The sequence below is a fragment of the Cupriavidus sp. MEYA8 genome, from assembly GCF_059278825.1.
The window spans coordinates 1,860,930-1,887,031 of the sequence record NZ_CM181221.1 but is presented as its reverse complement, the minus strand read 5'-3'; the positions used below and the strand labels follow the sequence as shown (position 1 = coordinate 1,887,031).

General features: G+C 66.7%; 24 protein-coding genes. 15 read left to right on the top strand and 9 right to left on the bottom strand.

What is annotated here, in order from left to right:
- The first annotated feature begins 50 nt into the window (after positions 1 to 50).
- Both AC5WJ1_RS08650 and AC5WJ1_RS08645 read left to right on the top strand, forming a co-directional pair.
- Positions 51 to 794: a response regulator gene (locus AC5WJ1_RS08650; RefSeq protein ID WP_133096239.1), complete on the top strand. Its 744-nt coding sequence runs from the start codon at positions 51 to 53 to the stop codon at positions 792 to 794.
- Positions 791 to 2,092, top strand: coding sequence for an ATP-binding protein (locus AC5WJ1_RS08645; RefSeq protein ID WP_133096238.1), 1,302 nt, complete (start codon positions 791 to 793; stop codon positions 2,090 to 2,092). The genes AC5WJ1_RS08650 and AC5WJ1_RS08645 overlap by 4 nt, the downstream gene beginning before the upstream one ends.
- 24 nt (positions 2,093 to 2,116) lie before the next feature.
- Here the strand turns inward: AC5WJ1_RS08645 and AC5WJ1_RS08640 are convergent, their stop codons facing one another.
- On the bottom strand, positions 2,117 to 3,610 hold the full coding sequence (locus AC5WJ1_RS08640) for an efflux transporter outer membrane subunit (protein WP_240745869.1): 1,494 nt from the start codon (positions 3,608 to 3,610) through the stop codon (positions 2,117 to 2,119).
- Positions 3,611 to 3,753: 143 nt separating this feature from the next.
- Here AC5WJ1_RS08640 and AC5WJ1_RS08635 point away from each other — a divergent pair, with 143 nt between their 5' ends.
- The 7 genes from AC5WJ1_RS08635 to AC5WJ1_RS08605 all read left to right on the top strand — a co-directional run bounded on the left by AC5WJ1_RS08635 (position 3,754) and on the right by AC5WJ1_RS08605 (position 10,805).
- A complete protein-coding gene (locus AC5WJ1_RS08635) occupies positions 3,754 to 4,242 on the top strand; it encodes a winged helix-turn-helix transcriptional regulator (protein ID WP_133096236.1) in 489 nt (162 codons plus the stop codon).
- Between the two features lie 107 nt (positions 4,243 to 4,349).
- Positions 4,350 to 5,477 (top strand): HlyD family secretion protein, encoded by a 1,128-nt coding sequence (locus AC5WJ1_RS08630; protein WP_195427653.1) that lies wholly within the window; start codon positions 4,350 to 4,352, stop codon positions 5,475 to 5,477.
- Entirely contained in the window at positions 5,477 to 7,078 is a 1,602-nt protein-coding gene (locus tag AC5WJ1_RS08625) for a DHA2 family efflux MFS transporter permease subunit (protein WP_434032652.1), read from the top strand. The genes AC5WJ1_RS08630 and AC5WJ1_RS08625 overlap by 1 nt, the downstream gene beginning before the upstream one ends.
- A 240-nt stretch (positions 7,079 to 7,318) precedes the next feature.
- Positions 7,319 to 8,506, top strand: a complete 1,188-nt coding sequence (locus AC5WJ1_RS08620; RefSeq protein ID WP_195427655.1) for a thiolase family protein — start codon at positions 7,319 to 7,321, stop codon at positions 8,504 to 8,506.
- Positions 8,507 to 8,548: 42 nt separating this feature from the next.
- On the top strand, positions 8,549 to 9,007 hold the full coding sequence (locus AC5WJ1_RS08615) for a MaoC family dehydratase (protein ID WP_133096231.1): 459 nt from the start codon (positions 8,549 to 8,551) through the stop codon (positions 9,005 to 9,007).
- A 12-nt stretch (positions 9,008 to 9,019) separates the two neighbouring features.
- On the top strand, positions 9,020 to 9,958 hold the full coding sequence (locus AC5WJ1_RS08610; protein ID WP_135705316.1) for a 2-dehydropantoate 2-reductase: 939 nt from the start codon (positions 9,020 to 9,022) through the stop codon (positions 9,956 to 9,958).
- Positions 9,959 to 9,995: 37 nt separating this feature from the next.
- Positions 9,996 to 10,805: an oxepin-CoA hydrolase, alternative type gene (locus tag AC5WJ1_RS08605; RefSeq protein WP_195427656.1), complete on the top strand. Its 810-nt coding sequence runs from the start codon at positions 9,996 to 9,998 to the stop codon at positions 10,803 to 10,805.
- Between the two features lie 48 nt (positions 10,806 to 10,853).
- Here the strand turns inward: AC5WJ1_RS08605 and AC5WJ1_RS08600 are convergent, their stop codons facing one another.
- The 4 genes from AC5WJ1_RS08600 to AC5WJ1_RS08585 all read right to left on the bottom strand — a co-directional run bounded on the left by AC5WJ1_RS08600 (position 10,854) and on the right by AC5WJ1_RS08585 (position 15,902).
- Complete coding sequence (locus AC5WJ1_RS08600; protein WP_434032653.1) at positions 10,854 to 11,855, bottom strand: tripartite tricarboxylate transporter substrate binding protein; 1,002 nt, start codon at positions 11,853 to 11,855, stop codon at positions 10,854 to 10,856.
- A gap of 102 nt (positions 11,856 to 11,957) precedes the next feature.
- Entirely contained in the window at positions 11,958 to 13,895 is a 1,938-nt protein-coding gene (locus AC5WJ1_RS08595; protein WP_434032654.1) for an acyl-CoA synthetase, read from the bottom strand.
- A gap of 2 nt (positions 13,896 to 13,897) precedes the next feature.
- A complete protein-coding gene (locus AC5WJ1_RS08590) occupies positions 13,898 to 14,689 on the bottom strand; it encodes an enoyl-CoA hydratase/isomerase family protein (protein ID WP_135705312.1) in 792 nt (263 codons plus the stop codon).
- A gap of 28 nt (positions 14,690 to 14,717) precedes the next feature.
- Positions 14,718 to 15,902: an acetyl-CoA C-acyltransferase gene (locus AC5WJ1_RS08585; protein WP_434032655.1), complete on the bottom strand. Its 1,185-nt coding sequence runs from the start codon at positions 15,900 to 15,902 to the stop codon at positions 14,718 to 14,720.
- Between the two features lie 425 nt (positions 15,903 to 16,327).
- On the opposite strand from AC5WJ1_RS08585, the gene AC5WJ1_RS08580 reads away from it, so the two are divergent.
- Complete coding sequence (locus AC5WJ1_RS08580) at positions 16,328 to 16,807, top strand: SRPBCC family protein (RefSeq protein ID WP_434032656.1); 480 nt, start codon at positions 16,328 to 16,330, stop codon at positions 16,805 to 16,807.
- Between the two features lie 77 nt (positions 16,808 to 16,884).
- Here AC5WJ1_RS08580 and AC5WJ1_RS08575 read toward each other — a convergent pair whose 3' ends face one another.
- Positions 16,885 to 17,319, bottom strand: coding sequence for a hypothetical protein (locus AC5WJ1_RS08575; RefSeq protein ID WP_483734871.1), 435 nt, complete (start codon positions 17,317 to 17,319; stop codon positions 16,885 to 16,887).
- On the opposite strand from AC5WJ1_RS08575, the gene AC5WJ1_RS08570 reads away from it, so the two are divergent.
- The 4 genes from AC5WJ1_RS08570 to AC5WJ1_RS08555 all read left to right on the top strand — a co-directional run bounded on the left by AC5WJ1_RS08570 (position 17,318) and on the right by AC5WJ1_RS08555 (position 22,391).
- Positions 17,318 to 18,565: an ISL3 family transposase gene (locus tag AC5WJ1_RS08570; RefSeq protein WP_494476027.1), complete on the top strand. Its 1,248-nt coding sequence runs from the start codon at positions 17,318 to 17,320 to the stop codon at positions 18,563 to 18,565. The genes AC5WJ1_RS08575 and AC5WJ1_RS08570 overlap by 2 nt on opposite strands.
- Before the next feature lie 96 nt (positions 18,566 to 18,661).
- Positions 18,662 to 19,159, top strand: coding sequence for a (2Fe-2S)-binding protein (locus AC5WJ1_RS08565; protein WP_434032657.1), 498 nt, complete (start codon positions 18,662 to 18,664; stop codon positions 19,157 to 19,159).
- Complete coding sequence (locus tag AC5WJ1_RS08560; RefSeq protein WP_494476026.1) at positions 19,156 to 21,528, top strand: xanthine dehydrogenase family protein molybdopterin-binding subunit; 2,373 nt, start codon at positions 19,156 to 19,158, stop codon at positions 21,526 to 21,528. Before AC5WJ1_RS08565 ends, AC5WJ1_RS08560 begins: the two co-directional genes overlap by 4 nt.
- Positions 21,525 to 22,391: an FAD binding domain-containing protein gene (locus tag AC5WJ1_RS08555; protein ID WP_494476025.1), complete on the top strand. Its 867-nt coding sequence runs from the start codon at positions 21,525 to 21,527 to the stop codon at positions 22,389 to 22,391. The genes AC5WJ1_RS08560 and AC5WJ1_RS08555 overlap by 4 nt, the downstream gene beginning before the upstream one ends.
- A 17-nt stretch (positions 22,392 to 22,408) precedes the next feature.
- Here AC5WJ1_RS08555 and AC5WJ1_RS08550 read toward each other — a convergent pair whose 3' ends face one another.
- The 3 genes from AC5WJ1_RS08550 to AC5WJ1_RS08540 form a co-directional block, all read right to left on the bottom strand.
- The gene (locus tag AC5WJ1_RS08550; RefSeq protein ID WP_133096220.1) at positions 22,409 to 23,119 is read right to left on the bottom strand and encodes a TetR/AcrR family transcriptional regulator; all 711 of its coding nucleotides are present in this window, start codon (positions 23,117 to 23,119) and stop codon (positions 22,409 to 22,411) included.
- A gap of 123 nt (positions 23,120 to 23,242) precedes the next feature.
- Positions 23,243 to 23,689: a winged helix-turn-helix transcriptional regulator gene (locus tag AC5WJ1_RS08545; protein ID WP_494476024.1), complete on the bottom strand. Its 447-nt coding sequence runs from the start codon at positions 23,687 to 23,689 to the stop codon at positions 23,243 to 23,245.
- Positions 23,690 to 23,716: 27 nt separating this feature from the next.
- Positions 23,717 to 24,280 carry a TetR/AcrR family transcriptional regulator gene (locus AC5WJ1_RS08540; protein WP_494476023.1) on the bottom strand — a complete coding sequence of 188 codons (564 nt, stop codon included), beginning with the start codon at positions 24,278 to 24,280 and terminating at the stop codon, positions 23,717 to 23,719.
- 336 nt (positions 24,281 to 24,616) lie between these two features.
- Here AC5WJ1_RS08540 and AC5WJ1_RS08535 point away from each other — a divergent pair, with 336 nt between their 5' ends.
- Positions 24,617 to 25,984 carry an MFS transporter gene (locus tag AC5WJ1_RS08535; protein WP_135705307.1) on the top strand — a complete coding sequence of 456 codons (1,368 nt, stop codon included), beginning with the start codon at positions 24,617 to 24,619 and terminating at the stop codon, positions 25,982 to 25,984.
- The last annotated feature ends 118 nt before the right edge of the window (positions 25,985 to 26,102 follow it).

Sequence of the window (26,102 nt, the reverse complement as noted above, 5' to 3'; positions counted from 1 at the left end):
TGGCGTCGACGCAGACTGGCGGTTCACCTGACTTTTCTGAGGGGATAGAGATGGATGCACACGTCGACCATGTCCTGGTTGTCGATGACGACCGGGAAATCCGCGAGCTGGTATCGACCTACCTGACCAAGAATGGCCTGCGCGTGACCGTAGCGCAGGATGGCCGGCAAATGCGCTCGATCCTGGAAGCCAACGCCGTCGACCTGATCGTGCTGGACGTGATGATGCCCGGCGACGATGGCCTGGTGCTGTGTCGTGAACTGCGAGCCGGCAAGCACAAGACCACCCCGATCCTGATGCTGACCGCGCGCAGCGACGAGACCGATCGCATTCTCGGCCTCGAAATGGGTGCCGACGACTATCTCCCCAAGCCTTTCGCGGCGCGCGAGTTGCTGGCCCGCATCAAGGCGGTGCTGCGCAGGACGCGCATGCTGCCGCCCAACCTGCAGATCACCGAAGCGGGCCAGCTGCTGGCGTTCGGCGACTGGCAGCTGGACACCACGGCGCGGCACTTGATCGACCGCGATGGCATCATCGTCGCGCTCAGTGGCGCGGAATACCGCTTGCTGCGCGTGTTTGTCGACCATCCGCAGCGCGTGCTCAACCGCGACCAGCTGCTCAGCCTCACGCAAGGCCGCGAGGCGGAAATGTTCGAACGCTCGGTCGACCTGCTGGTCAGCCGCTTGCGCCAGCATCTCCGGGACGATGCGCGCGAGCCCCGCTACATCAAGACCGTGCGCAGCGAGGGCTACGTGTTCTCGGTGCCGGTCGAGATCCGGGAGGCCCGGCAGTGAATCTCCGCGCCTTGCCGTGGCCCCGCACGCTGGGCTCGCGGCTGTTCCTGATCTTGCTGGCCGGGCTCGTGGTGGCCCATGGGCTGTCGTTCGGCGTGCTGTTTGGGGAGCGCTACATCACCGCGCGCCAGGTGATGCTCGGCACGCTGGAAACCGACGTGTCCACGTCGATCGCCATCCTCGACCGCTTGCCCGCGGCGGAGCGGCCGCAGTGGCTACGGTACGTCAATCGCGGCAACTACCAATATGTGTTGGGGCCGGGTCTGCCAGGCATGCCGGAGATGAGCGAGCAGGCCCAGGAGATCGCCGATCGCATCACCGAGGCGAGCGGCGGCCGCTTTCCCGTCAGGGTCGAGTCGATCCCGGGGCAAGGCAAACGCCTGCAGGCGCACCTCACCCTCAGCGATGGCAGCCCCCTGACCATCGACGTGCATCCGAAGCCGCCACCCGTCGCGCAATGGCTGCCCTATGTGCTGGTGCTGCAGCTCTTGCTGCTGGTGCTGTGCTGCTGGCTGGCCGTACGGCTGTCGCTGCGTCCCGTGGTGGCGCTGGCCAATGCCGCCGACGCGCTCGACCCGAACGCCGCGGGCAAGCCGCTGGCCGAGACCGGTCCGACGGAACTGGTGCGTGCGGCGCGCGCGTTCAACGCCATGCGCGAGCGCATCGCACGCTTTGTCGAGGAACGCGTGCAGATCCTGGCGGCGATCTCGCACGACCTGCAGACGCCGATCACGCGCATGAGGCTGCGCGCCGAGATGGCGGAGGACTCCGAAGACAAGCGCAAGCTGGTGCACGACCTCGCCGAGATCGAGACGCTGGTGAAAGAGGGGCTGGCCTATGCGCGCGCCATGCATGGCGACGGCGAGAAGGCATCGCGGATCGACATCGGGTCATTTGTCGAGAGCCTGGTCTACGACTACCAGGACACCGGCAAGGCCGTCACGATCCTGCAGAACATCGGCGGCGCCATCATGACGCGGCCGCATGCGCTGCGCCGCATCCTGACCAACCTGACCGACAACGCGATCAAGTTCGGCGGGGCGGCGGAGCTGAGCGTGCGGCGCGATGGCGCGGTGGTGGTGATCGGCGTGCTCGATCGCGGCCCCGGCATCCCGGCGGAGAAGCTTGAATCCGTGGTGCAGCCGTTTGTCAGGCTCGAGGAATCGCGCAACCGCGAGACCGGCGGCACCGGCCTGGGCCTGGCCATTGCGCACCAGCTGGCGCTGGCGATCGGCGGTTCGCTGACGCTGCGCAATCGCGAGGGCGGCGGGCTGGAGGCGCAGCTCAGGCTCGGCTGAGGCGGTGAGGCCGGGACATGCAAACTACCAGCCGCCACCCAGCGCGCGGAACGTTGCCACCGCCGCGCGGGCATTGTCGGCGCGCACACGCGCCTGCTGGTCGCGCGCGGCCAGCAGCAGGCGATCTTCTTCGAGCACTTCGAACAGGCTGACGGCGCCGCCCTTGTAGGCATCCTCGGCCGCGCCGCGGGCGCGCGCGTGCGCGGCCACTTCCACGGCTAGGTCCTTGCTCTGCAATTCCAGCTGGGTCAGGGCGATGATCGCGTTTTCCACGTCCTCGGTGGCGCGCAGCATCGCCTTGCGGTAGGTGGCCAGCGCCTCGGCGTTGGCGCCCCTGGCCTGCGCTACCTCGGCGTCCACCCGCCCGAAGTCGAACAGCCGCCAGCGCAGCCCCGCGGCAGCGGCAGGCTGGAACGCGGCGGCGGTGAACAGCTTGCCGGCGGAAAGGCTTTCGAACCCGAGCAGCGCCGACAGCGACAGCTTCGGGTAGTACTCGGCAGTGGCCACGCCGATGCGGGCGCTCGATGCTGCCAGCCGGCGTTCGGCGGCAATCACGTCGGGGCGGCGTTGCAGCAGGTTGGCGGGGCCTTGCGCCACGGAAATCTGCGGGACCGTGGCGCGTTCGACGGGCGCGAGCAGTTCGGCTGCATACGTGCCCGGATGCGCGCCCATCAGTACGTCGAGGCGGTTCAGCTGCGTCTCCAGCTCGATCTGCAGCGGCGGGATGGTCACGCGGGTCTGTGCGAGCTGTGCTTCGGCCTGCGCTCGTTCGCGTTCCGCGCCAACGCCGTCGGCGAGACGGAACTGCACCAGTTCCAGCAGCCTGGCATTGGTCCGCACCTGCTGCTGCGCGATCGCGATGCGCTGCTGCGCGCCGCGCACGCGGAAGTACGCATCGGCGGCTTCCGCGGCCACCAGCACGCGCACGCCCATGTGCTCGGCTTCGGCGGCCTGCGCTTCCGCGCTGGCCGCCTCGGCGCCGCGCCGCAGGCCGCCCGCCACATCGATCTCCCAGCTCGCACCGGCGCCCACGCTGTACACCGTGCTGTTGCGGTCAAAGCCCGGCCGGCTGTTGGCAAGGCTGCCCAGCGGTCCTTCCAGCGATTGGTGCTGTTTGACAACGCTGCCCGACAGCGACCCTTCGGGCAGCAGCGCGGCGCCGGCGTACTGCGCCGCCGCGCGCGCCTGGTCGACGCGCGCGATGGCGGCTGCCAGGTCGAGGTTCTGTTCCAGCGCACGCCGGATCACCCGGGTCAGCGCGGGGTCGTCAAAGCCCTGCCACCAACTGTCGAGCGCCGGCGCTTCGCGGGTGGCTTCGCGGGCTTCCAATGCCGCGGCGTGCGGGTAGGCGGCCGGCAGATCCGACGACGGAGTCTGGTAGTCGGGCCCCACCGCGCAGGCGGCGAGCGCGGCCGCCAGCAGCAGCGGCACGGCGCGGGGGGCGATGCCGGCGCCGGGGCGCTGCAGACGGGAGCGCGTGGTGGGATGGAGGGCAGAACGGGAGGGATCTTGCGGCATTGCTAACACCTTTCAACGGCGACCTTCAGCGACTCGACAGCGGCGGATACTGCACAACCGAAAAACTAACTTGCATGATGATAGTGACTACTCTAGACTAACTTTCAAATTGAAAGCAACTAGATTCTCAGAGGACGCCGATCATGCCGAAAAAGCCCCTTGATCAAATGCCATGTCCCATTGCACGCACCGTGGCCCGCGTTGCCGACAGCTGGAGCGTGCTGATCCTGCGCGAGGCCTTCTATGGCGTGACCCGTTTTGACGAGTTCCAGCAGAACCTGGCGATCGCTCCCAATATGCTCACGCGCCGGCTGAACTCGCTGGTCGAGGAAGGGATGCTGGAGCGTCGCCAGTACTGCGACCGGCCGCCGCGTTCCGAATACATCCTGACCGAACGCGGGCGTGATTTCCGCCAGGTGCTGCTGGCCATGCTGGCGTGGGGTAACAAGCATCTCGCGCCCGAAGGCGAAAGCGTGCAGCTGGCGGACCGGCGCACCGGCGCTCGCGTGGAACCCCTGCTGGTCGACCCTGCCACCGGCAGCCCGGTCACCGGCGCCGACTACCACATTACGCCTGGCCCCGCCGCCAGCGAGCGCGTGCGCCAGCGGCTGAGCCGCTCGGCCGAAGCCTGATCCCGTTCCCCTTTCCAGTTTTCCGACCACCCGATTTCCCGACCCAGCCGCGCCACAGGCGGCGCAGACCCCCGACAGCAACGAGCAGAGAGCAGAAAGGAAGTGCCATGAGTAGCAATACGCTGACTGACCGGGCGGGTGCCGAACCCGTTCCCGAGCCGAAATCCAAAGCCAGTCCCAAGCGCCTGCTGGCGGCCGGCGCGCTGGTTGTCGCGGGTCTGGCGGCCATCGGCTATGGCCACCACTGGTGGACGTCGGGCCGTTACCTGCAGAGCACCGACGATGCCTACGTCGGCGGCGATGTCACGGTGATCGGTGCCAAGGTCGGGGGCTATATTGCCGAAGTCGCGGTGACCGACAACCAGTCGGTCCACGCCGGCGACGTGCTGGTGCGCATCGACGACCGCGACTATCGCGCGGCGCTGGCCAGGGCCGAAGGCGCCGTGGCAGCACAGAAGGCGCTGCTGGCCAACCTGGATGCCACCGCGCGGCTGCAGGAGGCGGTGATCGCGCAGGCCAGGGCGGGCATCACGGCGGCCAATGCCGACACGGTGCGGGCGCACGACGACCAGGTCCGCTACGCCAGCCTGGTGGCCAAGGCAGCCGTCTCGATCCAGAGCTCGCAGAAAGCCGACTCCGACTACAAGCAGGCGCAGGCCAATGGCGACAAGGCGCGCGCTGCGCTGCTGGCGGCCCAGCGCCAGCTTGAGGTCATCGGCACGCAGAAGCAGCAGGCCGAGGCCGCGCTGGCGCAGGCGAGCGCCGAGCGCGATATCGCCAGGCTCAATCTCAGCTATACGGAGCTGCGCGCCCCGGTGGACGGCACCGTCGGCAACCGCCGCGCACGTGTCGGTGCCTTTGCCGGTGCGGGCAGCCAGCTGCTTTCCATCGTTCCGGCCAACGGGCTGTGGGTGGACGCGAACTTCAAGGAAGGGCAGCTGGCCCATATGCGCCCTGGCATGCCGGTCGAAGTGGAGGCCGATATCCTGCCCGGACGCGTCTTCCATGGCCGGGTCGCGAGCCTGGCGCCCGCCACCGGAGCGCAGTTCAGCGTGCTGCCGGCGGAGAACGCTACGGGCAACTTCACCAAGATCGTCCAGCGCGTACCGGTGCGGATCCGCCTCGACGACCAGGACGCCCGGCTGGGGGTCTTGCGCCCGGGCCTGTCGGTCATCGCGCAGGTCGATACCAATCCCGCCAATCCCGCCACGCAGACCACCCCGCGGGTGCAGTGATGACGACGGCCAGCGTGACCACCCCTGCGGCCGCCGTGGCGACGACGCCGGACGCGATGTCCACCGGCGCCAAGGTCTTCGCCTTCGGCACCATGTGCGTGGGCATGTTTATCGCCTTGCTGGACATCCAGATCGTTTCCGCGTCGCTGCGCGATATCGGCGGCGCGTTGTCGGCCGGCGCCGATGAAACGGTATGGGTGCAGACCAGCTACCTGATCGCCGAGATCATCGTCATTCCGCTGTCCGGCTGGCTGTCGCGCGTGATGTCGACGCGCTGGCTGTTCGCCGCCTCGGCGGCCGGCTTCACCGTGACCAGCCTGCTGTGCGGGGTGGCGTGGGATATCCACAGCATGATCGTGTTCCGCGCGTTGCAGGGGTTCCTGGGCGGCTCGATGATCCCGATGGTGTTCACCACGGCTTTCGCGTTCTTCACCGGCCCGCAGCGCGTGATCGCCGCGGCCACCGTCGGCGGGCTGGCTTCGCTGGCGCCCACGCTCGGGCCCACGGTGGGCGGCTGGATCACCGATCATTTCTCGTGGCACTGGCTGTTCTTCATCAACCTGGTGCCGGGCATCTTCGTCACCATCGCGGTGCCGCTGCTGGTCAAGGTCGACCGGCCGAACTGGTCGCTGGTGCGCGGAGCCGATTACCTTGGCATCGTGATGATGGCGCTGTTCCTGGGCTGCCTGGAATACACGCTGGAGGAAGGCCCGCGCTGGGACTGGTTCGACGATGACGTGATCCTGACGACGGCGTGGATCGCCGGCGTGTCGGGCGTGGCCTTCATCTGGCGCACGCTGACCTACGCCAACCCGATCGTCGACCTGCGGGCGCTCAAGGATCGCAACTTCGCACTTGGCTGCTTCTTTTCCTTCGTTACCGGCATCGGCATCTTTGCCACCATCTACCTGACGCCGCTGTTCCTGGGGCGGGTGCGCGGCTTCAGCGCGCTGGACATCGGGCTGGCGGTGTTCTCCACCGGCGTGTTCCAGATGGCTTCGATCCCGTTCTATGCCTTCCTCGCCAACCGCGTCGACCTGCGCTGGCTGATGATGGCCGGGCTGGCGATGTTCGCGGTATCGATGTGGTTCTTTGCGCCCATCACCCACGACTGGGGCGCCGCGCAGCTACTGCTGCCGCAGGCGCTGCGCGGCATGGCACAGCAATTTGCCGTGGCGCCCACCGTGACCCTGACGCTGGGCAGCCTGCCGCCGGAGCGGCTCAAGCTGGCCTCCGGCCTGTTCAACCTGATGCGCAACCTGGGCGGCGCCATCGGCATCGCGGCGTGCGCAACCGTGCTCAACGACCGCGGCAACATGCATTTCCTGCGCGAGGCGGAGCACCTGAATATCCGCAATGAAGCCATGGGAAGCGTGCTGCAAGGGCTCACCGACCAGTTCGTGGCGGCCGGGCACGATGCCTTCGATGCGCATACCGCCGCGCTCAAGCAACTGTGGGGGCTGGCCTGGCGCGAGGCCCAGACGCAGACCTTCGGCGATGCGTTCCTGGTGATCCTGGTCTGCTTCGTCATCGCCACGGCGATGGTGCCGCTGATGCGCAAGGTCGGGGCGCCGAAGGGCCCGTCGGCGGATGCGCATTGATGGGGGCAGCGATGAAAGCCGTTCTGTTCAGACGAGTGCTGTGTGCCGCGCTGATCGCGGGCGGGGCGACGTTGGCCTACGCTGGCAATGAGCGCCCGCGTGACACCGGCGTGGCCTGTTCGCGGGCAGGCAATACGTATTGCAACCTTCAGGAGCCGGCCGCCGGGCGTTTGCCGCAGGGCGCCACGACTGAAGCGCGTGTGACCGATTGATCATTGGTTTTTTGGCAGGGAGAAAGCAATGCATGCAAGAGATGTCGTGCTGTGTCAGCCGGTGCGGACCGCCATTGGCGCCTACAACGGCTCATTGAAGTCCATTGCGGCAACCGAACTCGGCGCCGCGGCGATCCGGGCCAGCGTGGAACGCGCGGGTATCGATCCGGGCGAGGTCGGCAGCGTGGTGTTCGGCAATGTGATCCAGGCCGGCAACCGGATGAATCCGGCACGGCAGGCCGCCATCGGCGCGGGGCTGCCGGTGTCGGTTCCGGCGATGACCGTGAACCGCGTCTGCGGCTCGGGCGCGCAGGCGATCGCCACGGCCGCCGACGAGGTGCGCCTCGGCTATGTCGACATCGCCGTCGCCGGCGGCATGGAGAACATGGACCGCGCGCCTTACCTGATGACGTCCGGCCGCTGGGGCCAGCGCATGGGCGATGCCGTGCTGCGTGACAGCATGCTGTACGACGGACTGCACGACGCCTTCTCGGGCGAGCATTCCGGATGGCATACCGAGGACCTTGCCGCCCGCTATGAGCTCAGCCGCGAGGCGCAGGATCGCTGGGCCGAACGTTCGCAGCGCAATTTCGCGCGGGCACAGGCGAACGGCCGGTTCGCCGGCCAGATCGCCGGCGTGGCGGTCAAGGGCAAGGGCGGTACGACGTCTTTCGAGGTGGATGAAGCCAACCGGCCCGATACCACGCTGGAGGCGCTCGGCCGGCTCAAGCCGGCGTTCCGCCCCGACGGCACCATCACCGCCGGCAATGCTCCCGGGCTCAACAGCGGCGCCGCGGCCATGATCGTGGCGGAGCGTTCGCTGGCCGAAGCCCGCGGGCTGGAGCCGCTTGGCCGGCTGGCGGCCTACGGGGTCGGCGCCGTCGAGCCCGGCATGTTCGGCCTGGGTCCCGTCCCGGCGGTGCGGCAGGCGTTGCAGCGCGCCGGCTGGGCGCTGGGCGACATCGAGCGCATCGAGATCAACGAAGCCTTTGCCGCCGTGCCGCTGGCCGTGGCGGCGGAACTGGGCTTGCCCCACGACATTATCAATGTCGACGGCGGCGCGATCGCCCACGGCCACCCGATCGGCGCGACCGGCGCGGTGCTGACGACGCGCCTGCTGCATGCGATGCGCGCGGACGGCATCCGGCGCGGCATCGTCACGCTGTGCATCGGCGGAGGACAAGGAATCGCGCTGGCGCTCGAGGCCCTGGCCTGATCCGTCGGTTGCCGTCGCAATCAACACCTGGAGGAGCAAACCATGAACATCCAATTTATCGAGGATCTGGCGCCAGGCCAGAAATATGGTTCGGGGCGGCTGACCGTCGAGCCCGAGCGGATCAAGTCCTTCGCTGCCGAGTTCGACCCGCAGCCGTTCCACCTCGATGAAGCCGCTGCCCGCGACACGCTGTTCCGCGGCCTGGCCGCGAGCGGCTGGCACACGGCGGCGCTGACCATGCGCCTGCTGGTCGACGGCGAGCTCCGGCCCGCGGGCGGCATCATCGGCGCGGGCTTCGAGGAGCTGCGCTGGCCCAGGCCGGTGCGGCCCGGCGATGCACTGCGTGTCGAGAGCGAGATCCTGGAGGTGCGGACGTCCAAATCGCGTCCTGACCAGGGCATCGTCAAGGTGCGCATCACGACCTTCAACCAGCATGACGAAGCGGTGCAGGCCGGCGTCGTCAACCTGGTGGTGCAGTGCCGTCCCGGCGGCACGGCGTAGTCGGGAGGCACCATGAAGATACTGGTACTCGGCGCCGGCGCCATGGGCGGCTACTACGGCGCGCGGCTGATCGAGGCGGGCGCGGACGTCACCTTCCTGGTGCGGCCCGGCCGCGCACAGGCGCTGGAACGCCACGGCCTTGCCATACGCAGCGAACTCGGCGACTTCCATCGCCCGGTCAGGACCGCGCTGGCGGGCCAGGTAGACGCGCAGTACGACCTCATCCTGCTGGCATGCAAGACCTACGACCTGGCCGACGCGATCCGGGCGGTCAGTCCCGCCGTGGGCCGGGACACCGCGGTGCTGCCCTTGCTCAACGGGCTCGGCGCCTATGACTCGCTCGACCAGTGCTTTGGCAGGGAACGCGTGCTGGGTGGGGTCGCCTACATTGCGACCACGCTGGCGGCGGACGGAACCGTCATGCACGCCGGCCGCATGGACCGGCTCGTGATCGGGTCGCGTGCCGCGCAGGCGTCGGCAATTGCCGCGGAATTCCACGCGCTGCTGTCGCGAGCGGCGGGCACGCGTGAAATATCGGGCGCCATCGGGCAGGAACTCTGGAACAAATGGGCCATGATCGCCGCCGGGGCAGTGATGACATGCCTGATGCGCGGCTCGGTGGCGGACATCATGAAGACGCAGGATGGCCGCCGGCTGATGCTCGATGCAATGGCCGAATGCCGCACGGTGGCGCGACTGTGCGGCCATGCCATTCCCGAACCCGTTGCGGCCGCCATGCAGTCACGGCTGCTGGACGAAACCTCGACCTGGGCCGCGTCGATGATGCGGGACATTGCGCAGGGCGCGCCACGCATCGAAGCCGACGCCATCGTCGGCGACCTGATCCGGCGCGCCGCCGCCCACGGGAACGAGCTGCCGTTGAGCCGCACGGCCTATTGCCACCTGCAGGTCTACGAGCGCCAGCGCGCTGCCAGCCAGGCTACTGCCTGAACCGCGTCCGCCCACTCAAGCCATCAAGAATCACGACATGACGAATTTTTCCTCCCTGTTGCAACGCACCGAAGGCAGCGTGCGCGTGCTCACCATCAACAACCCGGGCAAGCGCAACGCCATCGCGGCGGATCTTTATGACAACATCCGCGCCGCTCTGGCCGCCGCCGCGGACGATCCGGCGATCGGCGCTATCGTGCTGACCGGCGCCGGCGACTACTTCTGTGCGGGCGGCGACCTGACATTGATCAGCAAGCGGCGCGAACTGACTTACGGCGAGCGCATCGAGAAGCTGGGGCACCTGCACGACGTCGTATGCAAGCTGCGCGACTTTCCCAAGCCGATCGTCGCAGCGGTGGAGGGCGGCGCGGCGGGCGCGGGCTTCTCGCTGGCACTGGCCTGCGACCTGCTGGTGGCATCCGCCGGCGCGGCCTTCTCGATTGCCTATGTAAAAGTGGGGCTGACACCCGATGGCGGCATCACGGGCCTGCTGGCGCAGAGCCTGTCGCGGCAGGTGCTGACGCAGCTCGCGTTGAGCGGCGACCGGATCACGGCCGAGCAGTTGCAGCAGTTCGGCGTGGTCAACCAGCTGGTGGAGGCGGGGCAGGCCGGCGCGGCGGCGATCGCGCTGGCGGCGCGGCTTGCCCAGGGCCCGCAGCAGGCGCTGGCTTCGATCAAGGCGCTGTGCCGGCATGCGCACGAACGCACGCTCGATGACCAGCTCGAAGCGGAACGGGTATCGATGGCCGTGGCCCAGGGCGGCGCAGAAGCCGCGGAGGGCATCGCCGCCTTCCTGGAGAAGCGTCCCGTGGACTTTGCCCGCTTGCGCCGCGGCGATCCGGCATAGCCGCGGCGCACGGCTGCCCGGCATTGCCGCCGGGCATTACTGTCCGACCTACTGGCCGGCGAGCTTCAGGCTCCTGGCGATACGGGTCAGCTTGGCGTGTTCGGTGCTCAGGAAGGCTTGTGCCTGCGCCATCGTCATCGGCTCGATCGCGCGCTGCAGGTTGACGGAGCGCCGGGTGCGGTTTTCCGGGCTGCCCACCCAGGCATTCATGGCTTCCACCAGCCGTGCCGCCACGGGGTCCGGGGTGTCCGGCGGCGCCAGCACCCCTGCCCACTGGCTGTACTCGAAGTCGGCAAGTCCGCTGGTTTCGGCCAGCGCCGGCACATCGGGCAGCGACGGATGCCGTGCCTTGCTGGCGACGCCGATCGGCCGGAAGCGGCCGGACTTGATCATGCCGTAGGTCGGGCCGCCCATCGGAATGAAGGTCAGGTCTACCTGCGCACCCGCGATATCGCTGGTGACCGGTGCCGCGCCCTTGTACGGGACTTCCAGGAAGCGCACGCCGGTACGGGCCTGGAAGTCGGCGCCGACCAGGTGGGGTGCCGAGCCTGGGCCCCAGTGCGCCAGCGACAACGGGCGGTTCTTCGGGTTCTTCGCGTAGGCGATGACCTCGTCGACGTTTCTGAACGACAACGTGGGATTCGACACCAGGATGAAATCGGAAATCCCGCTGAAGCCCGCCAGCTTGAACTTCTCCGGCGCATACCTGGCCGAGGCGATGGTCAGCGGCGCGACCAGGAAGTCGATGCCGGTCGTTCCCAGCAGGGTGTAGCCGTCGTTGGCGGCGCGCAGTACGTTCATGGCACAGATCGAGCCGCTCGCCCCCGGCAGGTTGTCGGCAATGACGTTCTGTCCAAGGCTTCGCTTCATCACGACGGCTGCCGCGCGGATCGACTCATCGGCCGGACCGCCGGCGGGAAATGCTACCTTGATCACAACGGGCTTGCCCGGATAGGTTCCTTCGGCGCGCAGCCAGGATGGCGCGAGCATGGCCGGCACGGCGCCGCAGGCCGTTTGCAGCAGGCGCCGGCGCGATAGCTGGATAGTCATGGTTGTCTCCTCTATGGATTGTGCTGGCCGGCAGCGCATCCCGCGATGGGGCGGCTGCCGGCAGGCACTGCTTCTGGTGAGAGCTGCCGGGCGGACTGCGGACTATTCGTAGACCACCGCGTACTTGATCGTCAGCGTCGTGAAGGCCTTGTCGATGCTCGCGACCGCGGCCTCCCGCTCTTCGGCGCTCAGCGCGGACGGCAGCACCAGCGTGGACAGCAGCCCCTGATCGCCCCGGTCGTCGATGCGGATATCGACAAGCGGCACGGGCGACTGCGCATTGACCTCGGCAAGCATCTGCCGTTGCGCCCGCAGCACGGCGTCGCTGCGCAGCGCATTCTTCTGGATCTTGCCGACCGCGGTCTTGGGAATGGCATCGACCAGGTAGAACTGCTTGGGCACGGCGGCGCGTTCCGGGATCACCTCATAGGCGTAGTGCTTGATCCGGCCGAGCGGGTAGGTGCTGCCCGGCTTGAGCGCGACATACGCCACCGGCAGCTCCCCGGCGTGTGCGTCAGGCAGGCCGACCGCGGCGGCATCGAAGACCTCGGGATGGCGATACAGCGCCTCTTCGATCATGCGCGGGTCGATATTGTTGCCCCCGCGGATAATCAGGTCCTTGGCCCGCCCCGTCAGCCAGAAGTAGCCGTCCTCATCCGCATAACCCAGGTCGCCGGTATTGAACCAGCCGCCGTCGAACCAGATGCCCTTGTTCTGCTCGGGATTCAGGTAGCCCGCGAAGATGTTGGGACCGCGCACCACCACGATGCCGGGTTCCCCCGGCGCGCAGTCGCGCTGGATGCGCCCGTCCGCCACCTTGACGACCTTCATCTCCTGGTAGGCCATCGGCAGGCCGATGGAGCCGATGCGGCGCTGGCCATAGCGCGGGTTGGTGGCGCTGAGCGCGGTCCCTTCGGTCAGGCCGTAGCCCTCGAAGATCAGCGCGCCGGTCAGTCGTTCGAAGGCTTCGGCAACGGCCACCGACAACGGCGCGGTGCCGCAGCTGGCCGCCTTGAGCGAGCTGATGTCGGCGTCGCCGACCGGGATATTCAGCGCCATGTTGACCACGCTCGGCACCATGCCGAGCGCGGTGACGCCGAAGTGTTCGACGATCTGCCAGAGGTTGCGGATGACAGAGGGATCGCGCCAGCCGCTGGACGTCAGCATCACCACCGAGGCGCCGCGGGCCAGCGGCATCAGGCAATTGGTCAGCACGCCGGTGACGTGGAACATCGGCACGCCGCAGACGCGGACATCCTCGGGCTGCACGTCGATCTGCATCGCGCTGATCCACGCCATCGCCACTTCATTGCCATGCGTGTGCAGCGCCAGCTTGGGCGTGCCGGTGGTGCCGCCGGTATGGAACATCGAAGCGGTGTCCGCCGGGGAGAACACGCGCTGGCTGTCGAGCGAGTCGCCGTCGAAGCGCTCGAGCGCGGCGTCCAGGTCGACGATGCCCGGCTCGCTCGCCTTGCCGCCGCCCGCCTTGATCCAGTGCTGCACGCCGGGCAATTCGCGGCGCACCAGCATGGCCTTGTTCCAGGCTTCGATATCCGGGTCGGGACCGTAGGCGATCACCGCCTTGGCGCCGGCGTTGCGCAGCAGCGCCGCGATGATCTCGGGCTCGAGCATCCAGTTGACCGGGCAGGCGATGCCGGTGGCCTCGCTGCCCCAGATCGCGTACTGCGATTCCGGCGTTACCGGCATCAGCACCCCGATCACGTCACTGGCGCCGAGGCCGAGCGAGTGCAGCAGGTTGGCGGTCTGCGTGATGCGCCCGAACATCTGCGCATGGGTGATGGTGACCGACTTCGCCAGTTCGTCGCCGGAGGTGAAGTAGTGCAGGGCGGGCGCCTCCGGCGCGCGGTCGCGCGCCAGCCGCAGCAACTCATAGGTGCTGTCGGGCAGGCGGCGCTCGGCCAGCGGTGTCTGCTCGAAGCGGCGGATATCGGCAAGCGCCGTCACCGTCAGCCTCGGCCGGTAGGGGTCTGGCTGCACCAGGTTGGCGGCTGCCTGCACGCGTGTAGTGAGCTGCGTCATGATCAGACTCCGCGATAGACCGGACGGCGCTTGTTGAGGAATGCTTCGCCGCCTTCATGCATGTCTTCGGTGCTGAACAGCGTGGCAAAGGCCAGCTGTTCCAGCATCAGCGCGGTATCCAGCGTGGCGTCCTGGCCGTTGTTGATCATCAGCTTGGCCATCGCGATCGAGTGCGGCGACTTCTCGGCAATGCGGTGCACGTAGGCTTTGGCTTCCGCCAGCAGTTCGTCCGCGGGCACCACCTTGTTGACCAGGCCGATGCGGTAGGCCTCGTCGGGCTTGATGATTTCGCCGGTAAAGATCATTTCCTTGGCGCGTGTCGCGCCGACCAGCCGGGTCAGCCGCTGCGTGCCCCCGCGTCCCGGGATCAGGCCGACGTTGGTCTCGGTCTGGCCCATCAGGGCATTGTCTGCGGCGACGCGCAGGTCGCACGCCATCGCGAGCTCCAGGCCGCCGCCAAAGCACGGTCCGGCGATGGCCGCGATCACGGGGATGGTGCTGTGATGGATCAGCGCCCACAGGTCGGGCGCGCCGCTGGTCGGCACGAAGGCTTCGATCGGGCGGCGCGCGAGCATTTCGGGAATGTCGCCGCCCGCCACGAAGGCCTTGGTGCCGCCCCAGAGGACGATGCCGCGGACCGTCCGGTCCGCCATCAGCGACGACAGCGCCGCGTAAAGGTCGCTGCGCAGTCCCGTGTTCAGCGCGTTGTACTTCTCCAGCCGGTTCATGGTGACGACGGCGCAGGGGCCGTCGCGGTCGATGAAGACGGTGTCGTACTCGGTGATATCGGTCATCGGTGTCTCCGTTATCGCTATGGGGTGCTTAGTGGATGAACTCGAACAGGCCGGCTGCGCCCATGCCGCCGGCGGCGCACATGGTCACCACGCCATATTTGGCCTTGCGGCGGCGGCCTTCGAGCAGGATGTGGCCGGTCTGGCGCGCGCCGGTCATGCCATAGGGGTGGCCGATGGCGATGGCGCCGCCATTGACGTTGACGCGCTCCAGCGGCAGGCCGAGCTTGTCGATGCAGTACAGCGCCTGGCAGGCAAAGGCTTCGTTGAGCTCCCACAGGTCGATGTCGTCGATGGAAAGCTCGTTGCGCTCCAGCAGGCGCGGCACCGCGCGCACCGGGCCGACGCCCATTTCGTCCGGTTCCACGCCGGCGGTGGCCAGGCTGACAAAGTAGCCGAGCGGTTCCAGGCCGCGGCGTTCGGCCTCACGCTCGGACATCACCACCAGCGCCGCGGCGCCGTCGGACAGCTGGCTGGAGTTGCCGGCCGTCACCTGGTAGCCCTCGCCCTTCACGGCGGGCAGCGCACCCAGGCCCGCCACCGTGGTGTCGGGACGGACCCCTTCGTCGGCCTCGAGCAGGCATTCCACCGTCGACGTCTCGCCGGTCACCTTGTCCTTCACCGCCTTCACCGTTGCCAGCGGGACGATTTCGTCGGCGTAGCGGCCTGCCTTCTGTGCTTCGACGGTGAGCCGCTGGCTGCGCAGGGCGAACTCGTCGGAGCGCTCGCGCGACATGCCATAGCGCTCGGCCAGGATTTCGGCCGTATCGATCATATGCAGGTAGACGTCGGGGCGATGCTTCGCCAGCCACGCCTCCTGCTGGGCGACCTTCAGCGTGACCGGCTGCGACAGGCTGATGGATTCGACGCCGCCCGCCACCATCACCGGCACCTTGTCGATCAGCACGCGCTGCGCGGCAAACGCGACCGCCTGCAGGCCGGAGGCGCAGAAGCGGGTCAGGGTGGTGCCGCTGACGGAGACCGGCAGGCCGGCGCGGATGCCGCCTTGCCGGGCAACGTTGCCGCCGGTTGCGGCGATGGGCTGGCCGCAGCCGAAGATGATGTCCTCGACTTCAGCGCCGTCGATTCCCGCGCGCTGGACGGCATGCTGGATGGCATGGCCCGCCATGGTTGCGCCATGGGTCATGTTGAATGCGCCCCGGGTGGCTTTGCCGATCGGGGTGCGGGCAAACGAAACGATCACTGCACGCGACATGGATTCTCCTTTGGAGTGGATGGAAGGGGGCGTTGACGGCCCGCCGGATCGAATATAGACAGTGGATAGATTTAGGCGCCTGTGGTTGCGTCGGACCGCAATCGGAAGCGTGAGAGGCCGGATGCTTCGCTTGCCTGGTTGCGCCAGTGCGGTCAGGCGCGAGCACCCAGTGTATCCACTGTCTACATCCTAGGATTGCCGTTGCAACGGCGTCAAGGAGTCGTTGGGCAAGGTCGGGTTTACCACCCCGTCAAAGCGTTGGCATCGCGGCGCCAGCCGATTGGGAGCGCTAGGGGTTAGCACTAGGGGCAAATGGCGTCCCGTTCCTTGACGCTGGCCGATGCGCTCCCTACGATATAGACGCTGGATACATTGAGCGTCCGGCCATGCGGTGACGACATCGCAGCAGCCGAAAGGAGCAGATATTGGAATTCACTGGCACACAGGTAATCAATGCTTCCAGGGCAGAGGTCTGGAAGCGGTTGAATGATCCCGCGACCTTGCAGCAGTGCCTGCCGGGATGCGAGCAGTACGGGCAAGCGGAGGATGGCAGCTATGACGCGGTCATCGTCGCGGCAGTCGGGCCGATCAAGGCCCGCTTCAAGGGAAACGTCCGCTTTTCCGGCCACGAAGAAGGCATCGGCTATCACATCGAAGGCAACGGCAGCGGTGGCGTCGCGGGATACGGCAAGCTGGGCGCCGATGTCCGGCTGGAAGACGCCGATGGCGGGACCTCGCTGCACTACGTGGCCGTGGCCCAGATCGGCGGAAAGCTCGCACAGATCGGATCCCGCCTGGTGGGTTCCGTGGCGAACAAGTTCCTCGCGGAGTTCTTTTCCCGCTTTGAGCGGCTGGTCACGCAGGAGATGGAGCGAAGTGCCTCCTCCCTTGAAGCGTCTTCCTAAGCAAGCTTCCGGATGGAGCGTAGTGCACCAAAAATTTTTGGCTCGTCAGCGAAATCTGTGGGTGAATCGAGGCGCGGTCAGGCGTTCGGCGACCGATTCAGATACTGGTAGAGCTTTCGGCAGGTTGCATCAAACGAATTCTGCTCAGACTCGGAGATACGTGGCCAGATGAGGGGGCCGCCGTCCTCCTCGATGAGGTTGTGCAAGAGGGTCACCACGGGCATGGCAAGCGCGTCGGGATCCTCGTAGCGTCGCCGGATCATTTCGCCGCCGAGCATCCAGAGGTGATCGCGGTGGCGAAGAAGTGTCTTGCGTGCGTATCCCAGGGTCAGCAGATGCTCGAGGAAAGGCGTGAATATGGCCACGATTGCCTGTCCTGGCGGGATATCCCTGTCTTCGACGCGCCACGATGCAGGCCATTCCTGCAGGTCGGGCACATATCGCACCAGCGTGTCTGGATCCTGCGCGACAATGGCCGGTTTGCCCTTGCCGCTCGCGGCCTTGCTAGCCATGTTGCTGACCCGCCTGCTCAATGCCTGCCATCATGTACCCGGTTTTGTTTACGAAGGTGCGCGGCTGTGCGAGCTCACCCAGTCCATCGAAATCGACGTACGTCCGCGCAAGGGTTCAAAGGCGATCTGCTCATGCTGTAGTCGGCCCGCCCGGGGCTACGACACGCTCGCACAGCGCAGGTTCGAGTTTATCCCGGTGTGGGGCTTTGCGGTGTTTCTGCTCTATGCCATGCGCCGCGTTGACTGCCGCGATTGCGGCGTGAAGGTTGAAGAGGTGCCGTGGGCCAGCGGCAAGCACACGTTGACGAAGGCTTACATGCTGTTCCTGGCGCAATGGGCTCGCAAGCTGTCCTGGAAAGAAACGGCACGAAGCTTCCGGACCAGTTGGGAGAAGGTCTTCAATGCAGTGGAATGGGTGGTGCAGTGGGGACTGGCCCATCGTGAGTTGGGCACGATCCGCGCCTTTGGGGTCGACGAGATCCAGTATGGCCGTGGACACCAGTACCTCACGCTGGTCTACCAGATCGAGGCCGGCTGCACGCGGCTGCTCTGGGTCGGGCAGGAGCGCACGAAGGAAAGCTTCGCTCGATTCTTCGGCCTGATCGGCGAACGGCTATGCGAAAGCGTCGAGTTTGTCTGCTCCGACATGTGGCAGCCCTATCTCGACATGGTTGCAAAACACTGCCCCAATGCGCTGAACATCCTCGACCGTTTCCACATCGTGGCGAAGATGAACAAGGCGATCGACGAGGTCCGTGCTGACGAAGCCCGCCGCATGAACCGCGACGGCTATGAACCGGTACTCAAGAAGACTCGCTGGTGCCTGCTCAAGCGGCAGGAAAACCTCACCGGCAAACAGCGGCTGCGCCTGCGTGAGCTGTTGCAGTACAACCTGCGTACCGTGCGCGCCTGGCTGCTCAAGGAGGAATTCCAGCAGCTATGGGAATACGTCTCGCCGGTCTGGGCCGAGAGATTCCTCGATCAGTGGTGCACCCGGGTCATGCGCTCGCGCATCGAGCCGATGAAGAAGTTCGCCCGTACTGTACGCGTGCACCGGCAACTGATCCTCAACTACTTCCGCGCGCGCGGGCAGTTCTCCAGCGGCATCGTTGAGGGCTTGAACAACAAGGCCAAAGTCACCATGAGAAAAGCCTATGGATTCAAGACCTTCAAAGCGACGGAAATCGCGCTATATCATGCACTTGGCAAACTCCCTGAGCCGCCGACAACCCACACTTTTTACTGACGAACCAAATTTTTTGACCTTTAGTATGATGATCGTAATACTATACGCATCGCGTCGACTGATGCTGAAGGTGATAACGGAGACACAGAGGCGACCGTGAAAATTGAAAACACCATCAATGGCGTGACCGGTGCGACCGAGGTCGAGCCAAGGCGGCTGCTGGTGCATATGCTGCGGGACCAGAAGCACCTGACCGGCGTCCATATCGGTTGCGATACGTCCCAATGCGGCGCCTGCACGGTCCTGCTGGACGGCTCGACCGTGAAGTCATGCACGGTGCTTGCCGCGCAAACCGACGGCTGCGAACTGCGCACGATCGAGGGAATGGAGCATGACCGCACGACCGACGCCCTCAAGCAGGCCTTCAACGAACTGCATGGCTTGCAGTGCGGTTTCTGCACGCCGGGAATGCTGCTGGCGGCGCGCGCGCTGCTCGGGCACCAGCCGGAGCCGGCCGAGGCCGATGTCAGGGAGGCGCTGCATGGCAACCTGTGCCGCTGCACCGGGTACCAGAACATCGTCGATGCGGTGCTGCTCGCCGCGACCAGGCTGCGGGAAGCGCAGGCCGTGATGCAAGCGGAGGCCTCCAGATGAGCGAAGCACTGAACGGCAGCACGACCCGGTATATCGGCAAGTCGGTCACGCGACGGGAAGACAAGCGGCTGATGAGTGGCCAGGGCAGGTTTACCGACGACCACCGGTTCCCTGGCATGGTCTACGCCGCCTTTGTCAGGTCGCCATATGCCCACGCCAGCGTCACCGGCATCGACACCTCGGCCGCGCGCGCGCTTCCCGGCGTGGTTGGCGTGCTGACCTACGCGGATATCGAGGGCAAGGTCGGCGACATCCGGCCGAACTGGGTGGTGGGCAATTCCAGGGTGCCGCCTCATCCGGCCCTCGCGGCGGAGCGCGTACGGTACGTCGGCGAAGCCGTGGCGATGGTGGTTGCCGGGAGCCGGGAAATCGCGGCGGATGCGGCCGAACTCGTCTCGGTGAGCTACGAGGAATTGCCGCCGGTCGTCGATGCGGAAGCCGCGCTGGCGGACTCCGCGCCCCAGCTCCACGATAACGTGCCGGGCAATCACATCGGCACTTTCCGGCTCAAGGGCGGCAGCTACGAGGACGCATTGAAACGGGCCGACCGCGTCGTATCGATCCGGCTGGTCAACCAGCGGCTGATACCCAGCCCGCTCGAACCCCGCGCCCTGTGCGCAAACTTCGACCCGGCCGACGAGCGCCTCACGTTTATCGTCCCGACCCAGGTCCCGCACATGTCGCGACGCTGGCTGGCGGAAACCCTGCGCTGGCCCGAGCACCGGGTCCGGATCGTGGCACCCGATATCGGCGGCGGATTCGGCGCGAAGATGCACTTCTATGCGGAAGAGGTGCTGGTGGCGTTCGCTTCCAGGCATTTCGGGCTCCCGGTGAGCTGGACCGAGACGCGCAGCGAGAACTTCGTCGCGACCACCCATGGCCGTGCGCATACCGAGTATGTGGAAGCCCCCGTCACCAGCGACGGCAAGGTGCTGGGGATCCGCTTGCGCTCGTACGCCAACCTCGGCGCCTACCTGTCGAACATGGCGACGGGCATCCCTACCGTCAACACGGCCAACTACATCACGGGAAACTACCGGATTACCTCGGTCGACGTGGAAGTGAACCTGGTGACGACCAATACCACGCCGGTCGACGCCTACCGCGGCGCCGGCCGGCCGGAAGCCGCATACATCATCGAGCGGCTGATGGACGCCGTGGCGGGCGAACTGGACCTGGACCCGGTCGAGCTGCGGCGCCGCAACCTGGTGCAACCCGACCAGTTCCCATATCTGCCGCACGACGGCGCGCGCGGCAAATGGGACTCCGGCGATTACGAAGCCTGCCTGAACCAGGCAACCGAGCTGATCGGCTACCGGCGCTGGCGCGAGCAGCAGGCGGCGCTGCGCGAGCAGGGCAGATATATCGGCATTGGCGTGATCTGCTATCTGGAGCTGGTCGGCATGGGCATTTCGCCGATGCTGGAAAAGGTCGGGTTCAACCGCGGCGGCTGGGAAAGCGCGCATATCCGCGTGCACTCCGATGGCAAGGTCACGCTGTTCAGCGGCTCGATGCCGCAGGGCCACGGCCATGCCACCAGTTTCGCGCAGATCGTCGCGGATGCCTTGCAGCTGCCGATGGCAGATATCGACGTCGTGCAGGGCGACACCGACCGCGTGCTGGCTGGCCACGGCACGTTCAACTCACGCTCGATGCCCGTGGGCGGCAGTGCCGCCTACATGGCAGCGGGCAAGATCCTGGCCAGGGCCAGGCGCATCGCCGCCTTCATGCTGGAAGTCCCGGAAGAGGAAGTGAACTATGCAGATGGCCGTTTCTCGAGCGCAGCCAATCCCACCGTTATCCCGTTCTCGCAGGTTGCAAGAATGGCATACCTTGCGCACAAGCTGCCCCGCGATTTTGAAGCAGGGCTGGATGAACGCGTCTTCTATGAGCCGGTCGCCCTGGGAGCGCCGAATGGCTGCCATGCCGTGGTTGTGGAAGTCGATGCCGAGACGGGCGTCGTGACGATCCTCGACTATGTGGCGGTCGACGACGTCGGGGTCCTGATCAATCCGATGCTTTGCCACGGCCAGATGCACGGCGGCATCGCACAGGGTATCGGCCAGGCGCTGTATGAGGAAGCCATCTACGACGATGCCGGGCAGTTGCTGTCCGGTTCGCTGCTCGACTACGGCTTTCCGCGCATCGAGCAGATCCCCCGCATGCGCACCGGCTTCCATGTCTCGCCGGCGCCGTCGAATCCGATCGGCGTCAAGGGCATCGGCGAGGCGGGCTGCGTCGGTGCGCCGCCCGCGGTGGTGGCGGCGGTTTGCGATGCACTGAAGCCATTCGGCATATCCCATCTCGATATGCCGCTGACGCCGCCGAAGGTCTGGCGTGCCATCCAACAAAGCCGGAGCGCGACATGATTCCCTACGAAGTCGAATACCTCAGGGCCGGCAGCGTGCAGCAGGCACTCTCCCTGCTGGTCCAGAATCCCGAGGCGAAGATCCTGGCCGGAGGCCACACGCTGCTGCCGATGATGAAGCTCAGGCTGGCGCGGCCCGCACTGCTGGTGGACATCGGCCGACTGCCCGAGCTGCGTGGGATCGCGGTCCATGAGGAAACCATTTCCATCGGCAGCGCCACGACGCACGCCGAACTCGAGGCGAGCGCGGAACTGAAGCAGCTGGCGCCGTTGTTCCCGCTGGCCGCCGCGGTGATAGCCGATCCGACCGTCAGGAACCGCGGCACCATCGGCGGCGCGCTGGTGCACGCGGATCCGTCGGCGGACTGGCCGGCTGTCGTGCTTGCCATGGACGCCGAGATGGAAGTCGTCGGCGCACACGGGAGCCGGCGCATTCCGGCGCCGGAGTTCTTTGCCGGCTTCATGGCGACTGCGGTCGCGCCGGACGAAATCCTGACGCGCATCCATGTGCCATTGCCGGCGCCGGCACGGGTTGGCTACCGCAAATTCCGCCATCCGTCGTCGGGCTATGCGGTGGCCGCGGCGGCCGTTGCGATCAACATCGGCAAGGACGGCTATACCTGGGGGAGGATTGCCATCACCGGCGTTGCCGATACCGCATTCCGCGCCTGGGAGGCCGGGGCGTTGCTGGAAGGCAGCTTCGCGGACCTGCCGGACAAGGTCGACGACATCGTCGAAGCCGCGTTCGCCAACGTGCCCCCGCTGGAGGACAACTTTGCCGATGGGGCATACCGGCTGCAACTGGGCCGGGTGATGCTGAAGCGCGCGCTTGCCGATGCGCTGAAGGGGCCGGGCACAACCTGAGTCTCCCGAGGGAGAGGTCACGTCTGCGCGGCGCTGCGTGACCTCGCCTTCGGTTTGCTTGCGGCGGCCTCGTCGGCCGCCGCGGCTTTTTTCTTATGGCCCGCTGCCAGCAGGCCGGTCAGCACGAACTGCTGCACGCTCTGCCGCCATTGGGCCAGCGCCACGCGCGGGCGCGGGCTGGGCCCCGTTGGCCTGGCACTGAAGAACATGCTGACGCCATGCATGGCCGACCAGGCGCAGCGCACCATCATGTCGTCGAACTGCTCGGCAAGACCGTTCTCGCGGAAGTAGTCCTGGACGGCTCCCGACAACAACTGGTAAGAAGCGCTGCCTGCTTCCAGCAGTTCCGGATACCGCTCCTTATCCTCGATCTGCGGCCCGAACATCAGGTAGAACAGCGCGGGATGCTTGACGGCGAACTCGATGTAGCCATCCATGATCGTCAGCAGCCGGGCCTCGGCGCCCATCTCGGGCGACAGGCGGGCGCGCCGCACCGCGACCAGCTCCCGGAACCCTTCTGTAGCGATCGCGGCCAGCAGGCCCTCCTTGTCGGAAAACTGGTTGCGCGGCGCGCCGTGCGAGACCCCGGCGAGCTTGGCCGCGGAGCGAAGCGTCAATCCATGGACGCCCTGGCTGGCGAGGATCTCGCGGCCGCAACGGATCATTTCTTCCCGCAGGTTGCCATGGTGATAGCTCTGGCGGGCCGGGCGCTTGGTGGTGGTGGTCATGAAAATGCGGGTCGCGGTTTCGTCAGGCCTCAATATTAGCGCCAACCCGTCGCGTGTTCGCTTGTTGCGGCGCGCAGGCGTGCCAGCTACCGGGCGGGCTGCAAAAGGACCGCAGAGGGGCCGCTAACGTCCCTGGGCGTCGATGACCTGGATGTCATCGAAGACGATCGGCGAGCCATCGGCGCGCGACAACGGCGGCGCCACGATCTCGCTGCCGGTCTGCTTGTCGACGAAGCGCTTGGCGCGCCGCTTCGGTTCCGCGACCCATCGCTCCGCCCACGCCTTGAGGCTCAGGTACGTCGGCAGGAAATCGCGCGCGCTGTCGGTCAGGAAATAGGCGCAACGCGTGCTGCCCTCGAGCCTCCTGCGCTCCAGCAGGCCATGATCGGTCATCGCCTGCAGCCTGGCGCTCAGGATGTTGGAAGCGATGCCGAGCCGGCGCTGGAACTCCTCGAACCGTGTCGACCCGTAATACGCTTCGCGCAGGATCAGGATGACCCAGCGCTCGCCCAATACTGCCGATGCATGTGCCACGGGACAGGGCATCGCGAGGAAGCGGGCTTGGCTCATGTCGGCTCGGGTGCTGTAGGCGCTCGCCTACAGGCCGGCGTGGAGCCCGGCCTGGACTGCATCCAGGATTTCGCCGGACAGCGCTTCCGACCTGACCGAACGCGCCAGCACCATCCCGCCGACCATGGCCGCCAGCGTAACGATGGCGTCCTTGCGCGCAGCTTCGTCATCGCTCCCGGCGATGGCATCGACCAGCGCTGTCACGCGCGCCTCGAAGCGCTTGCGCGTCTTCGCGTCAAGCCGCGACACATCGGCACCGAGCGCCGCGATGGCGCAGCCCGCTCCGGGGTTGTCGCGGTGCTTCCTGTTCACATACGCCTGGACGACGGCTTGCCTGCGCTGCCGGAAAGAGGCCACCGAGGTCGCATCCTTCAGGAAATCCATGGTCTGGTCGAAGGCCGCGTCGATGGCCTCGGCCACCAGCGCGTCCTTGGATTCGAAGTGCGCGTAGAAGCCGCCATGCGTGAGGCCGGCGCTTTTCATCAGCTGCGCAACGCCGATGCCGTTGACGCCATGCTTGCGGAATTGCGTCGAGGCGGCCTTCACGATGTGCTTGTGGGTTTCAGCTTTCTGGTCGAGCGAGTAGCGCATGATCGGGAGACGGCAACGGCAGGTGAGTCTCTGCAATATATAGCATTACGATCGTCATTGCATCGGGCGCTTCCCGAAGTCTGCCCGCCGCGCCGGGAAATGTGGCTGCCGAGGGACTCACGCCACCTCCTTCACTAGGGATAGCACCAACGCCGTGGCGGGGTGATCGTCCTTGACCCTGCCGCATCGCCTGACTAGCATGTAGACGCTGGATACATCAGCGGGGGCATGCAGGAATTTCGCGGCGAACGGCGTGGGGAACGTCATGGCCGCTGCGATCGTTCGCCCTTTGATATGACGATCATCATTGCATGACAGACAACGGAGACAACGCGCATGAAACCACAGCAATCCAGCTCGCCGGGGACGGTTGACGTCCAGGCGTTCATCGACAGCCAGAGATTCTCTCCCTACCAATGGATGATTCTTATCGTCTGCTTCCTGGTGGTGGTGGCGGATGGCTTCGACACCGCCGCGATCGGCTATGTGGCGCCGTCGCTGACCAGGGAGTGGGGCGTTTCAAAGCTGGCGATGGGCAATGTGCTGAGCGCTTCGCTGGTTGGGCTTGCGCTTGGCGCGCTGATCGCCGGGCCCTTTGCCGACCGGTTCGGGCGCAAGCCCGTGCTGGGCGTATCGGTGGCGGTCTTCGGCCTGTTCAGCCTGGCCACCGCGACGGCGGCTTCCGCGGTCGAGCTGTCCGGCTGGCGCTTCCTGACGGGCATGGGGCTGGGCGCAGCCATTCCCAACGCGACGACACTGCTGGCCGAATATGCGCCCGCCAGGCGCCGCGCATTCCTGGTGAACAGCATGTTTTGCGGGTTCACGCTGGGTGCTGCGGGCGGCGGCTTCCTTGCCGCGGTGATGATTCCGGAATTCGGCTGGCGCAGCGTCTTTGTCGTTGGCGGCGTGGTGCCGCTGGTCCTTGCCGTCATGGTGCTGGCGTTGCCGGAATCGATCCGGTTCATGGTGCTGCGCGACTGGCCGGCGCAGCGCATCGGTTCGGTGTTGCGGCGCATCGCAGGTTCCGCGCAATTCCAGGCATCGCGCTTCACCTTGCCGGATGACCACGCCGACAAGCTGCGCTCGCCGCTCGGGCTGATCCTGTCGCAGAAATACCGGATGGGCACCTTCATGCTCTGGACGACCTATTTCATGGGCGTGCTGGTCTTCTACCTGGTGACGAGCTGGATGCCGACGCTGGTCAACGAAACCGGCGCGACCCCGGCCGAGGCGGCGCTGATCGCGGCACTGTTTCCGCTGGGTGGCACGCTGGGCGCCATGGCATGTGGCTGGCTGATGGACCGCATCGATCCGCACCGCGTGATCGGTGTGGCCTATTTTTTTGCCGGCGTGTTTACGCTGGCAATGGGCCACGCCAGCAGTGGCTCATACCTGACGATGCTGACGCCGGTCGCCGGGCTGTTCATGGGGGCGGGCCTGGTTTCGATGCCGGCGCTGGCCGCCTCGTTCTATCCAACGCAGGGCCGCGCCTGCGGCGTCGGCTGGATGCTCGGCATCGGGCGCTTTGGCGGCATCCTCGGCGCCGTTGCCGGCGGCACGCTGTTGCAGCTGGGCCTGGGCATGAGCGCGATCCTGAGCATCCTGGCCGTGCCATCCGTGCTCGCGGCCATCGCCGTCGCGGCCAAGGGCATGGCGGCGGACGCGAAGCCATCGCAGCAGGCGGCTGTTGCCAACGAGGCATGACCCGTCTGTTGGCCCCCGGGGATTGATCCAGGCATGACAGACATGGGCCTGCCCCGCTTGCCCGGGGGCGGCGGGCGCGGGCTCCCGGCCCTGCGGCCGCGCCATGACGGTCGCGGCC

Coding starts and splice junctions, on each gene's coding strand:
- AC5WJ1_RS08585 (WP_434032655.1), bottom strand. CDS start 15,902: ATGTCGCGTGCAGTGATCGTTTCGTTTGCCCGCACCCCGATCGGCAAA.
- AC5WJ1_RS08535 (WP_135705307.1), top strand. CDS start 24,617: ATGAAACCACAGCAATCCAGCTCGCCGGGGACGGTTGACGTCCAGGCG.
- AC5WJ1_RS08605 (WP_195427656.1), top strand. CDS start 9,996: ATGACGAATTTTTCCTCCCTGTTGCAACGCACCGAAGGCAGCGTGCGC.
- AC5WJ1_RS08635 (WP_133096236.1), top strand. CDS start 3,754: ATGCCGAAAAAGCCCCTTGATCAAATGCCATGTCCCATTGCACGCACC.
- AC5WJ1_RS08575 (WP_483734871.1), bottom strand. CDS start 17,319: ATGGCTAGCAAGGCCGCGAGCGGCAAGGGCAAACCGGCCATTGTCGCG.
- AC5WJ1_RS08555 (WP_494476025.1), top strand. CDS start 21,525: ATGATTCCCTACGAAGTCGAATACCTCAGGGCCGGCAGCGTGCAGCAG.
- AC5WJ1_RS08600 (WP_434032653.1), bottom strand. CDS start 11,855: ATGACTATCCAGCTATCGCGCCGGCGCCTGCTGCAAACGGCCTGCGGC.
- AC5WJ1_RS08625 (WP_434032652.1), top strand. CDS start 5,477: ATGACGACGGCCAGCGTGACCACCCCTGCGGCCGCCGTGGCGACGACG.
- AC5WJ1_RS08550 (WP_133096220.1), bottom strand. CDS start 23,119: ATGACCACCACCACCAAGCGCCCGGCCCGCCAGAGCTATCACCATGGC.
- AC5WJ1_RS08560 (WP_494476026.1), top strand. CDS start 19,156: ATGAGCGAAGCACTGAACGGCAGCACGACCCGGTATATCGGCAAGTCG.
- AC5WJ1_RS08640 (WP_240745869.1), bottom strand. CDS start 3,610: ATGCCGCAAGATCCCTCCCGTTCTGCCCTCCATCCCACCACGCGCTCC.
- AC5WJ1_RS08540 (WP_494476023.1), bottom strand. CDS start 24,280: ATGCGCTACTCGCTCGACCAGAAAGCTGAAACCCACAAGCACATCGTG.
- AC5WJ1_RS08630 (WP_195427653.1), top strand. CDS start 4,350: ATGAGTAGCAATACGCTGACTGACCGGGCGGGTGCCGAACCCGTTCCC.
- AC5WJ1_RS08590 (WP_135705312.1), bottom strand. CDS start 14,689: ATGACCGATATCACCGAGTACGACACCGTCTTCATCGACCGCGACGGC.
- AC5WJ1_RS08545 (WP_494476024.1), bottom strand. CDS start 23,689: ATGAGCCAAGCCCGCTTCCTCGCGATGCCCTGTCCCGTGGCACATGCA.
- AC5WJ1_RS08570 (WP_494476027.1), top strand. CDS start 17,318: ATGTTGCTGACCCGCCTGCTCAATGCCTGCCATCATGTACCCGGTTTT.
- AC5WJ1_RS08610 (WP_135705316.1), top strand. CDS start 9,020: ATGAAGATACTGGTACTCGGCGCCGGCGCCATGGGCGGCTACTACGGC.
- AC5WJ1_RS08615 (WP_133096231.1), top strand. CDS start 8,549: ATGAACATCCAATTTATCGAGGATCTGGCGCCAGGCCAGAAATATGGT.
- AC5WJ1_RS08620 (WP_195427655.1), top strand. CDS start 7,319: ATGCATGCAAGAGATGTCGTGCTGTGTCAGCCGGTGCGGACCGCCATT.
- AC5WJ1_RS08595 (WP_434032654.1), bottom strand. CDS start 13,895: ATGACGCAGCTCACTACACGCGTGCAGGCAGCCGCCAACCTGGTGCAG.
- AC5WJ1_RS08650 (WP_133096239.1), top strand. CDS start 51: ATGGATGCACACGTCGACCATGTCCTGGTTGTCGATGACGACCGGGAA.